Annotated in this window: 16 protein-coding genes; 7 read left to right on the forward strand and 9 right to left on the reverse strand. The window is 71.3% G+C overall.

From position 1 onward, the window contains the following. Positions 1 to 52 precede the first annotated feature (52 nt). A complete protein-coding gene (locus QF035_RS27100) occupies positions 53 to 616 on the forward strand; it encodes an SH3 domain-containing protein (RefSeq protein WP_307523188.1) in 564 nt (187 codons plus the stop codon). A gap of 127 nt (positions 617 to 743) precedes the next feature. On the opposite strand, the gene QF035_RS27105 is transcribed toward QF035_RS27100, so the two are convergent. Beyond that, positions 744 to 1,142 (reverse strand): hypothetical protein, encoded by a 399-nt coding sequence (locus QF035_RS27105; protein WP_307523189.1) that lies wholly within the window; start codon positions 1,140 to 1,142, stop codon positions 744 to 746. 372 nt (positions 1,143 to 1,514) lie between these two features. Between QF035_RS27105 and QF035_RS27110 the strand changes: the two genes are divergently transcribed. After that, positions 1,515 to 2,678: a PP2C family protein-serine/threonine phosphatase gene (locus tag QF035_RS27110; protein WP_307523190.1), complete on the forward strand. Its 1,164-nt coding sequence runs from the start codon at positions 1,515 to 1,517 to the stop codon at positions 2,676 to 2,678. Between the two features lie 188 nt (positions 2,679 to 2,866). Next, a complete protein-coding gene (locus tag QF035_RS27115) occupies positions 2,867 to 4,081 on the forward strand; it encodes a hypothetical protein (protein WP_307523191.1) in 1,215 nt (404 codons plus the stop codon). A 209-nt stretch (positions 4,082 to 4,290) separates the two neighbouring features. On the opposite strand, the gene QF035_RS27120 is transcribed toward QF035_RS27115, so the two are convergent. Continuing rightward, complete coding sequence (locus tag QF035_RS27120) at positions 4,291 to 4,989, reverse strand: response regulator transcription factor (protein WP_186001353.1); 699 nt, start codon at positions 4,987 to 4,989, stop codon at positions 4,291 to 4,293. A 209-nt stretch (positions 4,990 to 5,198) separates the two neighbouring features. On the opposite strand from QF035_RS27120, the gene QF035_RS27125 reads away from it, so the two are divergent. After that, entirely contained in the window at positions 5,199 to 6,419 is a 1,221-nt protein-coding gene (locus tag QF035_RS27125; RefSeq protein ID WP_307523192.1) for an IS110 family transposase, read from the forward strand. Positions 6,420 to 6,536: 117 nt separating this feature from the next. Here the strand turns inward: QF035_RS27125 and QF035_RS27130 are convergent, their stop codons facing one another. After that, positions 6,537 to 7,784 carry an amidohydrolase gene (locus QF035_RS27130; RefSeq protein WP_307523193.1) on the reverse strand — a complete coding sequence of 416 codons (1,248 nt, stop codon included), beginning with the start codon at positions 7,782 to 7,784 and terminating at the stop codon, positions 6,537 to 6,539. Positions 7,785 to 8,053: 269 nt separating this feature from the next. On the opposite strand from QF035_RS27130, the gene QF035_RS27135 reads away from it, so the two are divergent. Continuing rightward, the gene (locus tag QF035_RS27135; RefSeq protein WP_307523194.1) at positions 8,054 to 8,629 is read left to right on the forward strand and encodes a TIGR03086 family metal-binding protein; all 576 of its coding nucleotides are present in this window, start codon (positions 8,054 to 8,056) and stop codon (positions 8,627 to 8,629) included. Between the two features lie 82 nt (positions 8,630 to 8,711). Here QF035_RS27135 and QF035_RS27140 read toward each other — a convergent pair whose 3' ends face one another. The 3 genes from QF035_RS27140 to QF035_RS27150 form a co-directional block, all read right to left on the reverse strand. Then, positions 8,712 to 10,055 carry a helix-turn-helix domain-containing protein gene (locus QF035_RS27140; protein WP_307523195.1) on the reverse strand — a complete coding sequence of 448 codons (1,344 nt, stop codon included), beginning with the start codon at positions 10,053 to 10,055 and terminating at the stop codon, positions 8,712 to 8,714. A 502-nt stretch (positions 10,056 to 10,557) separates the two neighbouring features. Further along, positions 10,558 to 10,944 carry a peptidase inhibitor family I36 protein gene (locus QF035_RS27145; protein ID WP_307523196.1) on the reverse strand — a complete coding sequence of 129 codons (387 nt, stop codon included), beginning with the start codon at positions 10,942 to 10,944 and terminating at the stop codon, positions 10,558 to 10,560. 94 nt (positions 10,945 to 11,038) lie between these two features. Beyond that, on the reverse strand, positions 11,039 to 11,413 hold the full coding sequence (locus tag QF035_RS27150; protein ID WP_307523197.1) for a peptidase inhibitor family I36 protein: 375 nt from the start codon (positions 11,411 to 11,413) through the stop codon (positions 11,039 to 11,041). A gap of 293 nt (positions 11,414 to 11,706) precedes the next feature. Here QF035_RS27150 and QF035_RS27155 point away from each other — a divergent pair, with 293 nt between their 5' ends. Both QF035_RS27155 and QF035_RS27160 read left to right on the forward strand, forming a co-directional pair. Beyond that, positions 11,707 to 12,351 carry a hypothetical protein gene (locus QF035_RS27155; RefSeq protein ID WP_307523198.1) on the forward strand — a complete coding sequence of 215 codons (645 nt, stop codon included), beginning with the start codon at positions 11,707 to 11,709 and terminating at the stop codon, positions 12,349 to 12,351. Between the two features lie 306 nt (positions 12,352 to 12,657). Further along, positions 12,658 to 12,888, forward strand: coding sequence for a winged helix-turn-helix domain-containing protein (locus QF035_RS27160; protein ID WP_307523199.1), 231 nt, complete (start codon positions 12,658 to 12,660; stop codon positions 12,886 to 12,888). On the opposite strand, the gene QF035_RS27165 is transcribed toward QF035_RS27160, so the two are convergent. The 3 genes from QF035_RS27165 to QF035_RS27175 form a co-directional block, all read right to left on the reverse strand. Continuing rightward, positions 12,885 to 13,256, reverse strand: coding sequence for a VOC family protein (locus QF035_RS27165; protein WP_307523200.1), 372 nt, complete (start codon positions 13,254 to 13,256; stop codon positions 12,885 to 12,887). The genes QF035_RS27160 and QF035_RS27165 overlap by 4 nt on opposite strands. 177 nt (positions 13,257 to 13,433) lie before the next feature. Further along, positions 13,434 to 14,543, reverse strand: a complete 1,110-nt coding sequence (locus QF035_RS27170) for a DNA polymerase III subunit beta family protein (RefSeq protein ID WP_307523201.1) — start codon at positions 14,541 to 14,543, stop codon at positions 13,434 to 13,436. A gap of 85 nt (positions 14,544 to 14,628) precedes the next feature. Continuing rightward, positions 14,629 to 15,243, reverse strand: a complete 615-nt coding sequence (locus QF035_RS27175; protein WP_307523202.1) for a Uma2 family endonuclease — start codon at positions 15,241 to 15,243, stop codon at positions 14,629 to 14,631. Positions 15,244 to 15,360 lie beyond the last annotated feature (117 nt).

Here is a 15,360-nt window from a genome sequence, read left to right on the forward strand (position 1 = left end):
GAACGGGTGTTTCCTGGTTCTGGGGACGGAGGCGGGGAGAAGGAGGCCGATCATGGGCATCACTCCGGCCCTGCGGACCCTTGCGATCGCCCTGGTCAGCGGCGGTGTGCTGACGGTGGCCGCCGCCGGTACGGCGACGGCGGGCGGCACGGCTTCTCCCGGTCCGGCGGCAGGAGATTCCGGTCGAGGCGGCTCCGAGGATCCGGTGTGGGGCACCGTCGTCTCCCGCGGCGACCTGAATGTGCGGGCCCATCCCGACACCGGCTCGGCCGTGCTCGGGCGGCTCTCGCCGGGCAGCCAGGACCGGGTCGCCTGCGTGGCGCGCGGCACGCACGTGTTCGGCAACCCGCACTGGTACTGGCTCGTCGGGGCGCGTGCCTGGGCGAGTGCCGCGTTCGTGGACATCGGCGGGGCGGGGGTGCCGCGGTGCTCCGACCCCTGCGAGGGGGCCTGGAAGGACCGGTGGCACGACGGTTCGGGGGGCTGCAACGGCTGCGACGACGGTTCCTGGAGCTCCACCGGCTCCTGGAGCGCGTCCGGTTCGTGGAGCTGGAGCTTCTCCGGCTCCTGGGACGCCTCGGGCTCGGGCTGGGAGTGGGTGCCCGGCGGGCGGTGAGTCCGAGGAGAACGGGTGGCCCGGGACGGGGAGATGTGGGTGAGGCCCGGGCCACCCGCACACGTAGTACCGGCCTGTGCCCGATGGGCACAGGCCGGTACTACGTCGTTCGCCGTCGTTCGCCGGTTCACTCCTCGGTCGTGTAGTAGCGGTAGAACACCACCGCGAACACGCCCGCGGCGATCACGAGGGAGATGCCCGAGGACTTGAGGATGCTGGCGTCCGTGAGGCTGTAGAGGAACCCGAACGAGATGCCCGCGAACACCGCCCACGCGAGGGCCCTGGCCTCCCGGGGGAGGCGTGGGGCGACGGTGTGGATGCCCTGCGCGACCACGGCGAACAGGACCGCCGAGACGACGCCCAGGAGGACGTTCCAGCCGGTGATCGGGCCCGAGTGGCGGTCGATGCCGGATGTCCAGAAGCCGTAGACGATGCCGCCGAGCGCCGGGATCGCGAGTTTCGCCGAGGCCGCCGTCGTTTTTGTGGCGGCGGTGGGTGTGCGTGGTGCGGGTGCCGCGTGAGTCATCGGGCACTCCTCTCATTCGCCCCTGCCTTCCAGAGCACACCTGGGGGACGCCCCTGGCAAGTCGTGTGTCGGGTGCGGCTTGGCTGCCGCCGGCTTGTGTGTCATGTGCGGCTGGGTGGGGGCTTGTCGCGCAGTTCCCCGCGCCCCTGGGGTGGGTGGGGGTCGGCGTGGTGTGTCGGGTGCGGGTGCGTTTGGGCTGAGCGCGCAGTTCCCCGCGCCCCTGAAAGCGGGGCTGCGCCCCTGGCTTTTGTCTTTAGGGGCGCGGGGAACTGCGCGACCAGCCCCCACCCGGCCGCACCCGAAAACAAGCCGGCGCCGGCCATGTAGGAAAGTCGGCGTGCGCCAAGCACCCGGTCGTGCTTCGCTGGGCGGGTGAGCGCCGCGGATCCGGGCACCCGCGCCCGGCGGCAGCAGCTTCTCCGGGTGCGCGGCCGCAGCGTGGCCTGGGTACCACCCCTCCTCCTGCTCGTCGCCATCGCGGTGGTCGACTGGAACACCTCGGGCGAGTTCAGGGTCATCTCCTGGATCGTCCTCGTCCCCGGCATCGCGGCGGCGATCTGCGGCGTCCGGGAAACAGCCGCCTTCGCCGTCCTCGCGCTCCTCACGTACATCGAGGTCGACGCCTCCTGGCCGCACCAGGACCAGACCGGCCTGCCGGACTTCATCCTCGTCGCCGTGGGCGGAGCCCTGGCGACGCTCGCCTGTGCCGTACGGGTCCGGGAGGAGCGCCGGATGCTGCACATGCGGGACGTGGCCGACACGACCCGCCGTACCGTGCTGCGCCCCCTCCCCACCCCGTGGGGCGGCCTCGACCACGCGGCCGTGTACCTGGCCGCCGACAGCGAGGCCCGCGTCGGCGGCGACTTCTACGACATCCAGCCCGGCCCGCACGGCACCCGGGTCCTCCTCGGGGACGTCCAGGGCAAGGGCCTGCCCGCGGTCGCGGCGGCCGCCGCCCTGCTGGGCACGTTCCGCGAGTCCGCGTACCACGAGGCCTCCCTGACCGTCGTCGCCGAACGGCTGGAGGTACGCATGGGCCGCCACCGCCAGTACGTCACGGACCTCGGCGAGGACCTGGACGGCGACCCCGCACGGGGCGTGGAGCGCTTCGCGACCGCGGTCCTCGTCGCCTTCCCGCCCCCGGGCTCCCCCGCGGGCCACATCGAGGTCGTCAACTTCGGCCACGAACCCCCGCTGGTGGCGGGCCCGCGCGGCGTACGCGTCCTGCCGCCCGGCGACGGACTCCCGCTCGGCTTCTCCGGGCTCGCGGGCTCAGGCGCGGGCGTCCCGCCCGTCCGCAGGGTCCCCTTCGCCCCCGACGAGACCCTCCTCCTCGTCACCGACGGCGTGACCGAGGCCCGGGACGCGGCCGGCGTCTTCTTCCCCCTCCACGAACGCGTGACCCATGCCGTCACCACCGACCCCACCACCGCCCACCCCCACCGCCTGGTGGAACTGATCCGCGAGGGCACCCTCCACCACACGACCCACGTGGCGGACGACACAACGATCTTCGCGGTGAGGCCGGCCCCGTGATGGAGACGGCCCAGGAGCAACCGCCTGCTTTCAAGGGGCGCGAGGAACTGCGCGACAAGCCCCCACCACCCCGCAGAGGCCGAACAAACCCCCACCACCCACCCCCTATCGCCCCCACCCCAACACCCTTTGCACCCGCACCGGTTACCGTGCAGACCGTGGTGATCCAAGGGCAGGAGACAACGGCGATGCCAGGAACCGTATTGCTGCTCGCAGCGTCGCCGACAGGCAAGAGCTGCCTCGTGGACGCGGCCTCCGTACTCCCCATACTCGCCGCCGTCGCCCCCGACGTGCTCTCCGGTACGGACACGGCCAACGTCGTCGAACTGGCCGACCCCCTGGAACCGCAGGCCGTCCTCACCCGCCTGCGCGCCGCCGCGACGGCCCCGGGCCCGCTCACGGTCTTCCTCACCGGCCAGCTCCAACTCGACCGCCGCCAACGGCTCCCGCACCTCGCGCTGGCCCGTACGACCGCCGCGACCGTCCGCTACACCGGCTTCCCCTGGCACTGGATCCGCGAGGAGCTCCGGCTGCGTGCGCCGGGCAGTACGGCGGTCGTCGTCGACCTGCACACGGACGCGGAGACCTGGCAGCACCTGGCCGGCCAGCCGCTCACCGTGGGACCGGGCGCCCTGCTGTACGGCCGCGTCGCCCCGCCTCCCCCGCGGCGCGCGGTGGCGTCGCCCACGTACATGAAGGCCGTGGCCACGATCCTCCGCAGCGGTCACCGGCCGCCGCTCGCGCACCTCCACCAGCAGGCGCTGACACGGTCGTCGGGCGAGGACCCGGAGGCCGCCCGCCGGGACATCGTGCTGGCGGTCGACCCCACGCAGCCAACCCGGCCCCCACAGCCCGTGCATCCCGCACAGCCGCCCATGCACCCCGTACCCGGTTTCCGGCCCGCACCCCCTCCCGTACCCGCCCCCGTCCCGGTGTCCGTACCGGCCCCCGCCTCCCCCATGGCACCTCCGCCCCCGCCCTCCGACCCCCACGCCGAGATCACCGCCGCCGTCGAGAGCGGCAGGCATGCCGAGGCCGCGGAGCTGGCCGGGCGGCGGGAGCAGGAAGCGCTGCGGGCGCACGGGCCCGGCGCCGACGAGGTCGTGCACTGGATGGAAGTACGGGCGGATCTGGCCATGTTCGCGGGCGACGCGGAGCTCAGCTGCCGGATCTGGCTGGCGGTGGCCGACGTACGGCTGGCCGCGGGGCAGGAGCCGGGCGCGCCCGGTGTCGAGGCGGCCGTGGACCGGGCGCATCACCAGTGGGGCCGTATCGACGACTCCGCGCGGGCCCGTGAGCTCGGGCCCGCGCTGGCCGACCTGCGCCTGCGCGTTCCGGGGCGTCGGCAGGGGGCGCTGGACGATGTCCAGCGGAACCTCAGCCGGCTTCAGGCGCAGGTCTGACGAGGCTGAGCCTTTCCTCGTCGCCGGAAGGCGCAGGGGAGCGCGCTTCCGAGAAGAACAAGTGAATCAAGCCAAGATCACGAATCGGTCTGGGCCGGATCCAGAGTTCCCTCAGAAATCCCTATGCGGGTAGACGTCTCCCGGACGTGATGGCCGGGCACGGGGCGACGGTGCACCACCCGGCCGGGTTCTGCGCGGCTCGGCCGGGTTCAGTCCGCGCACAGCAGATAGCCCGTGCCGCGCACGGTCCGTATGAGTGCCTGACCGGGGCCGCCCAGTTTGCGGCGCAGGTAGTAGACGTACGTGTCGACGCTGCCCGAGCCCTCGGCGCGGTGGTTCCAGACGCGTTCCTGGATCTGGGCGCGGGTCAGCACGCGGCCGGGGTTCTCCATCAGGTAGCGCAGCAGGGCGAATTCGGTGGTCGTCAGGCTCACCGGCCGCCCGCCGGACCAGACTTCGTGCGTGTCGGCGTCCAGCCGTACGTCGCCGGCCAGCAGGCTGCGGCGTTCGGCCGAGCGGACCGAGGTGCGGCGCAGGAGCGCCCGGACCCGGGCCGCGAGTTCCCTGAGCTCGAAGGGCTTGGTGACGAAGTCGTCGCCGCCCAGGTCGAGTCCGCGGACGCGCTCGTCGACCGTGTCGCGGCCGGTGAGGAACATCACCGGCATGGTGTGGCCCCGCGTCCGCATCGTCCGGCAGACCTCGAAGCCGTCGATGCCGGGGAGGCCGACGTCGAGCAGGACGAGATCGGGGCTGTGGCGGGAGAGGGCCTCCAGCGCCTGGCGGCCCGTGGCGGCGCCGGTCACCCGGAAGCCGAGGAACTCCATCGCCGTGGTGAGCATGGCGCGCACGCTCTCCTCGTCGTCGACGACGAGGAGATGGGCGGGGGCAGGGGAGACAGGGGTGGTCATGTCCTGTCCTACCTTTCAAGAGTGGTTGCTCTGGTCATTCGTAAGATCGGAGGGCCCAGGGGCTCTGGGCATGGCTGTCATGTCGGCGCCGCTGGGATGGCTTAAGGAACTTGGCCACCCGGAGCCCCGCGACGACTCGACCGCCAATTGGGAGATGCGACTCCGATCGCTGCTGTAGGACAACGTCGGCGAGGTCGTCTGCGGGATCGATGAACGACGAGCTGGCGGAGGGATACGTGCCCGAGATCTGGGCCGGAGTGGACATCGGCAAGACGCACCACCACTGCGTGGTCATCGATACGGAGGGCAAGCGCCTGCTGTCCCGCCGGGTCGCGAACGACGAGAGCGAGCTCCTCGCCCTGATCAGCGATGTCCTGGAGATATCCCGGGAGGTGCTGTGGGCCGTCGACCTCAACCACGGCGGTGCCGCGCTGCTGATCGGCCTGCTGGTCAGCCACGGCCAGCCGGTCGCTTACCTCACCGGCCTGGCGGTCCACCGGGCCTCGGCCACCTACAAGGGCGGCGAGGGAAAGACCGACGCGAAGGACGCCTTCGTCATCGCAGACCAGGCCCGCGTCCGCCGCGACCTCGGCCTGCTGCGGCCCGGCGATGAGATCGCCGTGGACCTGCGCACCCTGACCACCCGCCGCCTGGACGCGGTCTTCGACCGGACCCGGCAGATCAACCGGCTCCGGGCCCAACTGCTGGAGATCTTCCCCGCGTTGGAGCGGGCCCTGGAACTGACGAACCGGGGGCCGGTGATGCTGCTGACCGGATACCAGACCCCGGCCGGGATCCGCCGGGCTGGAGCGAGCCGGATCGGGACCTGGCTGAAGAACCGCAAAGTCCGCGGCGCCGCCACACTGGCCAAGACGGCCGTGGAAGCCGCCCAGGCCCAACAGACCGCGCTGCCCGGCGAGAAGCTGGCCGCCGCCATGGTGGTCCGCCTCGCGAAGGGGGTGATGGCCCTCGATGAGGAGATCGCCGAGCTCGACGCCCTGATCGAGGCCCGGTTTCGCGAGCATCCGCACGCCGAAGTGATCCGCAGCCTGCCCGGCATGGGCACGAAACTCGCGGCCGAGTTCATTGCCGCCACCGGTGGCGACATGGACGCCTTCGGCAGCTCGGACCGCCTGGCCGGCTTCGCCGGCCTGGCCCCCAGGCCGCGCGACTCCGGGCGCGTCAGTGGCAATCTGCGCCGTCCCCGGCGCTACCACCGCGGTCTGCTGAGAACCATGTACCTGTCGGCCATGGTGAGCCTTCAGTGCTGCCCTGTGTCGAAGGCGTTCTACGACCGGAAACGGAGCGAGGGCAAGGGCCACAAGCAGGCCCTGCTGGCTCTCGCACGCCGACGCCTCAATGTCCTGTGGGCGATGATCCGTGACGGAAAGCAGTTCCATGCTTCACCCCCCGTCACACTGGCGGCTTGACATCACGATTGGGAAGTTCCTTCGCTGTGCCGACCGTGAAGGTGGGGGGCTATTGAGGATTCAAGCTCAGGGGGGGGCACATCGTCACACGTACCGCTCGGTAGCGGGTAACACGTGTTATCGAGCAAACATCTCCAACGCCCCCGACACCAGCGTCCGTACGCCCGGCCCGACCGTCGCCAGGTCGGGTGCGAAGTGCGGGCTGTGGTTGCTGGGCACGGCCGCGAGCTGTTCCATCAGGTCGCCCCCGGCCGCGCTCCCCGCCGCGTCCCACACCTCGGCGGGTGTGCTCGTCACGAACCAGTACGCGTACGGGAGTCCGCCCTCGGCGAGCAGCGGGAAGTCCTCGCTGCCCATGACGGGCCCGAAGTCGAGGACCGTGCCCGCGCCGAACACCTCGCCGTGCACGGCGGCCACCCGGCGGTCGGTGTCGGCGTCGTTCACCGTCATCGGGAAGCTGCCGCCGACCGTCACCGTGGGCTCGCGCCGGCAGCCCGCCGCGACGCACTCGCCCGCCGCGATCCGCCGGATCGCGGCCAGCATCCGCTCCCTCACCTCGGCGGACTGCGTACGGAGGTTGAGGGAGATGTGCGCCTCGGACGGGATGATGTTGTGCCGGGTGCCCGCCTCGATCCGGCCGACCGTCAGCACGGCGGACTCGCGGGCCGCGACCTCCCGCGAGACGACCGTCTGCAGCCTCGTCACGATGTACGCGGCCGTCACCACCGGGTCCACGGTCGCCTCCGGCCGCGAGCCGTGCCCGCCCACCCCGTGCACGACGATGTCGACGTCCGTCGAGGCCGACATGATCAGTCCGGGCGAGTGCGCGTACAGCCCGGCGGGACCCGGGGCCGCGTGCTGGGCGAGCAGGACGTCGGGGCGCGGAAAGCGTTCGTACAGGCCGTCGTTCACCATCGCGGCGGCGCCCTCGCCGGTCTCCTCGGCGGGCTGGCCGACGACCAGCAGCGTGCCGTTCCAGGTGTCGCGCCCGGCGGCGAGCGTCTCGGCGGCGCCGGTCAGCCAGGTGACGTGCAGGTCGTGGCCGCAGGCGTGCATGATCCCGGGCGTCCCGGACGCGTACGGCAGCCCGGTCTCCTCGGCGACCGGCAGCGCGTCCATGTCACCGCGCAGCAGGACGGTCGGCCCGTCGCCGTTGCGCAGCATCCCGACGACTCCGGTGCCACCGATGCCGTCCACCGTCTCGTACCCGGCCCCGGCGAGGCGCTCGGAGAGTCTCGCGGCCGTCCGGCGTTCCTGCCCCGACAGCTCGGGATGGCGGTGCAGGTCCCGGTAGAGGTCCTCCAGGGACGGGACCGGGAGGTCGGCGGTGAGGTCCAGCGCTATGCGTGCGGCGGGAGAGGTCACCGGGCCAGCGTATGTCCGTACGCCGTCCCGTGGGCCGGGACGGGAACGTCCGCCGACGGGAGGGGGAGTGGCAGCCGCGGCCCGGGCGGACCCGTTCGTCGGAACGCGGGGACGGCGACTTGTCCCGGCCGGTTCCGGGTGCCGTCGCCCCATGACGCTCGGCGTGATGTGTCGTCGTGACGCGGTCGTCGTCATGTCGTCGTCGTGACGCCGTCGGCGTGACGCGTTTCTTCAAGACCGGCGTGCGCGGGCGCTCCTAGACTCCGGGCATGGATGAGATCGAGCTGCTTTCGGGTGTTCTGTCCAAGACCGGTGACCTCATCGAGGGCGTCGAGCCCGGGCGGCTGGGTGCTCCGACGCCCTGCGAGGAGTACGACGTCGAGACGCTGGTCAACCATCTCGTCGGCTGGCTGCTGCTGTTCGAGGCCCGCTGCCACGGCCGCGCGTACGACGCCGACCCCGCGCGGCACCGGACGGGGCCGGACCCCGCCGGTGAGTTCCGTGCCGCGGCGGCCGGGCTGGTCGCCGGATGGCATAAGTACGGCTTCGACCGCGAGGTGGGCGTGACCGGCGACGCCGAACTGCCCGCCGCCATGGTGCTCAACATGACCCTCATGGAGTTCACGGTCCACGGCTGGGACCTGGCGGTGGCCACGGGGCAGCCGGTCCCCTTCACGGAGGAGGAGGCAGCGGACATCCTGACCCGCGCGGAGGCCACCCTCCCGCCGCAGTACCGCGGCGAGGGCATGCCCTTCGGCAACATCGTCCCGGTGGCGGAGGAGGCCCCGGCGGCAGACCGCCTGGCGGGTTTCCTGGGCCGGGACCCCGCGGCCTGGCCCCTTTAGGGGCGCGGGGAACTGCGCGCCCAGCCACAACGAACCCGCAGATCAATGACTGCCCCCCTCCGCGGAGCGGACCAGGTGCTCGTCAGAGCGGCGGGTGGGCCGGCGCCGGACCGAGCGTGGTCGTGCCCGGCGCCGTACGGTGGCCGAGCCCCGTGCGGTACGCATCCAACGCCGCCTCGATCCGCCCCGTACGCCGCAGCAGATCCCCCAGCAACCGGCACAGGTCCGCCAAGTCCCCTGCCGCACCGGCCCGTTCGAGGAGGCTGAGCGCACGCACGTAGTGCTCCTCGGCGGTCTCCGTGTCCCGGGCGTCCTCCGCGATGATGCCGAGCAGCCGGTGCGCGGCCGCGGAGTGGACGGCCCCGCGCTCCGAACTCAGGTCCCCGAGCACGTCGTGGAGCAGGGCCGCCGCCTCGTCCGACTTCCCGCGCCGGTGCAGCACGTCCGCCAGTTCCACGGCGACCTGGCTGGTGTAGAGCGTGGCGCGCTGCGCGGAGTGCATGGCCTGCGCCTCGCGCAACTCGCTCTCCGCGCGCTCCATGTCGCCGTTCTGCGCGTGCATGTACCCGCGCATCCAGTGGCAGTTGGCGAGTTCCGTACGGATCTGGAGCTGCCGGTACAGCTCCGCCGCCTTGCCCAGCGACGCGTCCGCCTCGGCGATGCGGCCCTCGGCGATCATCGTGCGGGCGACGGACCGGTGCATTCGGGCCAGGAGCGCGGGCTCGCCGACCTGGGGGGCCAGCGCGAGCGCGTACTCCGCTGCCTGCGCGGCCCGCGCGTGCGCTCCCATGTCCATGTACGGAGCGATGATCGCCGCGTAGAGCAGCAGCAGGGCGTCCGGATCGTGCAGCCCGCCACGGTTCAGCTCGTCGATCGTGGATTCCAGCAGGTAGCAGGAGTACCGGAGTTCACCCGCGAGGTAGTGCGAGACCGCCCGGCCGCGCAGGGCCGGGACCCGCACGGGCAGCGGGGAGTCCGCGAGCCGCTTCTCCGACTCCTCGAAACGCAGCCGGGCCGTCCCCAGATCCCCTGTGGCCAGGGCGCATTCGCCGAGGCCGAGGAGCGCGGCCGCGCACTCGGCGTTCAGCCCGTGCGACTCCGCCTCCGCGAGGAGCGCGGTGTACTGCTCGGCGGCGACCTCCGCCTCGCCGGTCGCCAGCGTCCGCTGGGCGTCGGTGAGCCGCAGCCGCAGGTCCGTGGCGAGGTGTGCGGGCCGCCCGGTGGCGAGCTCCTCGTAAGCGACCCCGAGGCGCTCCGCGATGTGCCGCAGCGCCTCCTCGGAGGGCCGTACGCGGCCCGCCTCCAGCGTGGAGACGTACGCGGGTGTGTAGGCGGGTTCCGCCAACTGCTTCTGTGTCAGCCCGCGTTCCGTACGCAGCTGCTGCACTCTGCGCCCGATGATTCCCGGGTCGTCGCGCTCGGCCATGGCGTAAGCATGCCAGTAAGTCGACTTACACCCGCACGCTATTCAACTTCCCGTTGAAAGAAGGCAGTTAAGACGGGCGGGCAGGCCGCCGATCGGCTCAATGCGGCCCTTGCCCCGGAGGCGAACACGCCCTAGGTTAAGCGGCGCGTTAAGCGCACGATGACGCAGACTTAATACGCTGGCCTACGTTGACGATGCGAGGTTGTCGCCGTGTTACGACGCATTGCCACTCGCTTCTTCCCCGCTCGGTTCATGACCGCGCTGGGGGCCGCCGTGATCGCTTTCGCCGCGCTGATCAGCGCGGCGGAGGCGGGGCCCCATTAGGGGCCCCGCCTGGTGTTTTGCTTGTTGGGTGCGGGCCGGTGGGGGCTTGTCGCGCCCACGCGGCGGAGCCGCAAAATGTCACAGCCCCGCGCCCCTTGAAACAAGGGGCTGCGCCCCTGAAGAGACGGGGCTGTGCCCCTGTCCTTCAGCCCCCCCACCGGCCCGCCGTGTCAGCCGGTCAGCATTCGCCTCGCCAGACCACTCGGGTGATGGTGAGGCCTGCCTCGGCGTTGGCCTTGTACTTGCCGGGGCCGGGGTTGTAGTGGAAGCAGTCGGTCGACGGCTGGCCGCCCAGGTACGACGTCACGTCCACGTGGTCCGCGCCCGGGAAGACGGTTCCGTTGTTGAAGATGGAGCCGACGGACAGGTTGCCCGACCAGTTGCCCGCGACCTTCAGGACGAGCCGGCCGGTCTGGTCGGGGCCGCTGTAGGCGCAGAAGTTGCCCTTCCCGCAGCCGGGCGGGTTCGCCTCCGCCGATGCGGTCGGGGACACGGCGAGGACACCGAGGAAGGCGGCCGCGACGGTTCCGGCGCCCAGGGTGACGAGTCGCTTTCCGGTCAGCATGATGAGGACTCCTCCGTAGTCAGCACTCGTGTGGTCAGCACTCGCGTTGGCAGCATCCGCGTTGGCAGCATCCGCGTTGGCAGCATCCGCGTTGTCAGCACTCGCCGCGCCATACGACCTTGGTGATGTGGACGCCGGCGACCGCGTTCACCTTGTAGGCGCCGGGCCCGGGGTTGTAGTGCAGACAGGCCGTTTCCCCGCCGCCGGGCGACGTGTACGTCACGTCGACGTGGTCGGCGCCCGGGAAGGCGACCCCGTTGTTGAACACCGAGCGGATGGCGACGTTCCCGGACCAGTTCCCCTTGGTCTTGAGGACGAGCTGGCCGGTCTGGTTCTCTCCGCTGTAGGCGCAGAAGTACTCCTTCGCGCACCCGGGCGGATTGGGCTCGGCCGAAGCACTCGGCGCGGTGGCCAGCACGGCAGTGAAAGCCGCGGCCGCCACCGCTCCGAAAGCAGCACGTTTGCGCATGTCGTTCTTCCCCCTTGGCCGTTGTGAAGATCTTGGTCGCGTACGCCCTTCAGGCTGCCCGGTGCCGACTGTTCCTGCCAGGTGTTTCGGCGCGTGCCGAAAAGGGCTGGTGGAGTGCGGGAACGGTGGTGCGCACGACGGTCCTCGTGGCCGTGTGGCGTGCGGTGATCCGGGGAATGGTGGTGGCGAGTTGGCGCGAATGGATATTTCGTGATCTTCCAATCCAAGGGAACATTTCACGCCGATGCCTCAGTCGATCGCACCACCGACCGTGAGAGTTTGCCGTGCTCCGAGTGCATTTCACGTGCGAAGACCTGCTCGGAACCCGAGTCGCCGCCGCGCCGGACCCGTTGTGGGAGACCGTGCTCAGCGCGAACCTGCTGGCGACGCGTCAGGGCCGGGCCGTCTTCGGCGCGTGGCGCGCGCAGGCACGGGCCGGGCTGCGGCGGCTGCCCCGTCACCAGCTGCACCTGGTAAGGACTTTGGCACCGCCCCGGGGCAGCTTCCCCGACTTCCTGAATCCGGCGGAAGCCGCCCAGGGGCTGTCGGAGGGTGTGCGGGCGATTCTGTCCACGCCTCGCCGACGGCTGGCCGAGGAGATGAACGTACTCACCGAGGCACCGTCGTGGCTGCGTCCCCTCGCGGACGGTGAGCCCGCGGCGCTGGAGAGCCTCGGGCAGGCGCTGCACGGCTACTTCCACGCGGCACTGACCCCGTACTGGTCCGCCGTGCGGGCGCAGATCGAGGCCGACCGGGCGGTGCGGGCGCGGGAGATGCTGAGCGGCGGAGTCGAGGCGCTGCTGTCGAGCCTGGGTCCGTCACTGCGCTGGCGGCCGCCCCATCTGGAGGCGGAGTACCCGCTCGACCGTGAACTGCGGCTCGGTGGAAGGGGGTTTGGAGCTGCTGTCGCTGGGGTGCGTTCAAGGGTGTTCTGGTGAGCGGGAGTGAGTGTTGATGGTCTGTGTCAAGTCGTGGGCCGCGGCTGTGGCACCGGTTCTCAGAGGGACTGACGTTCTTGCATCGAATGCGTGACCTTCTACGGGAACTGCTCGTTGGAGGCGGTGACGGGTTCTTCGGGCGGGGGTGACAGGGGTGGGTGGGTGCGCATCTGGGGTCGCTGGCTTCGAAGGATCTCAAGGCGCGGTGCAGGGACGGCCTGGAGCATTCCGGTGACTCGTGGGCGGTGCGTAAGCGGGAGTTGACGCCGCCCGCCCGCCCCGGCCATCCCCCGGCCGGGACCGCTGGTGTGTGACCGGGGCCTGACGAGCGAGGTGGCCCGGCGCGCGGGCGTGACCTCCGCGACGGTCAGCGAACACGTCAGGATCCTGCGGGAGGCCGGCCTGACCGCGTCGGTCCGCGACCGGAACACCATGCTGCACGTTCCCACTCCGCTGGGCCTCAGCCTGCTGACGGCGAACCGGTCCGGGGAGGTGCGGCGGCGGGGCACAGAGTCCGAAGAAGCGGTGGTGTGCTAGCCGATGAGGGTCTCCTTCGGGCGGACCACGCAGAACTCGTTCCCCTCCGGATCGGCCAGCACGGTCCATGACTCGTTGCCGGTCTGGCCGACGTCCACCCGGCGGGCGCCGAGGGCGAGGATGCGCTCGATCTCGGCCTCCCGGTCCTGAGCGGCGGACGTGAGATCGAGGTGCAGCCGGTTCTTGACGACCTTGCGGTCCGTCACCGGCATGAAGCAGATCCCCACGGGCGCGGTCTCGTCCGGCCCGATCACGACCTCCCGCTCCCGCTCGGACAGGATCCGCCAGCCCAGCGCCTCCGCCCAGAACCGGGCCAGGCCGGGCAGATCGTGGGCGTCGATGACGATGTGATGCAGTGCGAGAGGCATAGCGGCCAGTGTGCCCGCGGATCGCCCGGACGGGGGTTGAGCGGGTGTCGGACGAAGTCCGGTGCGGTTCGTCGGCGCCCCGAAGGGGAGCCGGGCTGTGTCGTCGTGCGGCTCCGCCGCGGGCGCGACCATCCACGACGGACCCGCAGTTGAAGCACCACCCTCCCGGCGGAGCGCTCAGTTCTCCAGGCGGACCGGCATCAGGAGCGAGAAGGTGTCCTCGGTGTCGGGTCGGCGGATCGCCAGGGGAGCCGTGGGAGCGCCGAACTCGAGCACCAGTCGGTCGCGGGCTCCGGCGGCGAGCGCGTGCAGCAGGAACTCGCGGTTGACGGCGACGTGGTCCCGGCCTTCCTCCCCCTCCTTCCCTTCCTCGCTGTCCGCGCAGACGGTCACCGTGCCGTCGGCCGCCGGCTTGAGCACGCTGAGGTCGCAGGGCTTGCCATCCGGCCCGGGCGTCTCGCTCGTACGGACGGGCCCGGTCTCCAGCGCCTCGCGGAACGCGGGCACGTCGACGACCGCGCGGCGCCCGGTCGGCAGGCGGACGAGACGACGGTAGTCGGGAAAGTCGTGGTCGAGGCACTGCCCGGCCGCCTGCCGGTCCCCGGCCTCCAGCGTCACGCGGTCACCGTCCACGGAGAGCTGGACTGGTCCCCCGCCGTCCTCACCGTTCAGCAGCGCCCGCATCGCGTCGGCGAGCGGGGCGGGCACGATGGCCTGTTCGCGGGGTCCGTCGTGCCCGGTGGCGGCGGTGTGCGCGACGGCCATCCGGTACCGGTCGGTGGCCACGACCTGAAGCGCCTCACCCTCGATGTCGAACAGGACGCCGCCGAGCATCGGCAGCTCCGGGTCGGTACCGGCGGCGAAGCGGACGGCGTCCAGCGCGGCGGCCAGTTCGGCCGCGGGGACGGTCAGCCGGACGGCGGCGGTGCGGAGCGATGTCATGGGTTTCTCCCTGCCTTCGAGTAGCGCTCGGACCGCGGAGAACTCGCTGCGGGCATCGGACAACCCCAGTTCCAGGCGGCGCAGATGCGCCTGTAGCAGCTTCCGTACGAGGTCGGTGTCCGCGCCGGACCAGCCGGCCAGCACCAGCCGGATGTCCGGCAACGGCATACCGGCCCGGCGCAGCCGCGTCAGCAGGCGCGCCTCCTCGCACTGCTCGGGGCCGTACCAGCGGTAGCCACTCACTGGATCCACCCAGGCGGGGACCAGCACACCGGCACGGTCGTAGAACCGCAGGGCACTCACACTCAGCCCGCTGTCCCGGGCCATCTCCCCGATACTGCGCATCTCGCTCTCCACATCCGGAACTCTGGGCCCTGCACAAGGTCGAGGGTCAATCCCGACCGGCAGGCACCCTCCGCGAGACGGATGACTAGGCCCCGTCGGGTTCGGGCGAGAGCATCATGTCCTTGCGGGAGTAGAGCGGCAGGCCGCTGGTGTCGAGCTTCCAGGTGCCCACGTCGGTGGTGATGGCGAGCGGGGTTCCGTAGGGCTGTTTGTGGAGGCGGTTGCCGTATGCGGGGCGTCCTCCGCACCTGTCGATGTCCCACTGGTAGGTCCAGGTGCCGTCGCGAGGGTCGAGGATCAGGTAATGCTCGATGCCCATGGCCGGGTAGTCACGGCTCTTGGCCTCGTAGTCGTTGGCGGGGTTCGACGGCGAGACGATCTCGATGGCGAGGAGGATCTGGCGCGGGTCCAGCGGATCATCGGTCAGCATCGCCTCGCGCGCGGTGACGATGAGGTCGGGTACCCGGAGCTTGCCGAGGGCGCCGTCGTCGGTGTCGGTGGCCTCGAAGGCACCGATGCCCTCGGGCAGCTGTGAGACGAGTTGGTCGCGCACGTCGGAGGCGGTGACCTGGTGACGCGGGCGAGGGCTCATCATTATGACGAACGTCCCGTCACTGATCTCGGGGTACGTGAAGCCGCGCGGCGGCGTCAGGTGGGTGCGCAGCTCGCGCAGATGCCGGTAGATGGCCTGCTGGGACATGGCCGACTCCTTGCTTCCCGTCATTTCACCAAGCTATCGCCGATCGGGTTCGCGAACGACTGACAGCTACCTCCTGGGTAAAACGAGGACCGGGCACAGAAGCACCGGTTAGCCTGC

The organism is Streptomyces umbrinus (genome assembly GCF_030817415.1).
GTDB lineage: Bacteria > Actinomycetota > Actinomycetes > Streptomycetales > Streptomycetaceae > Streptomyces > Streptomyces umbrinus_A.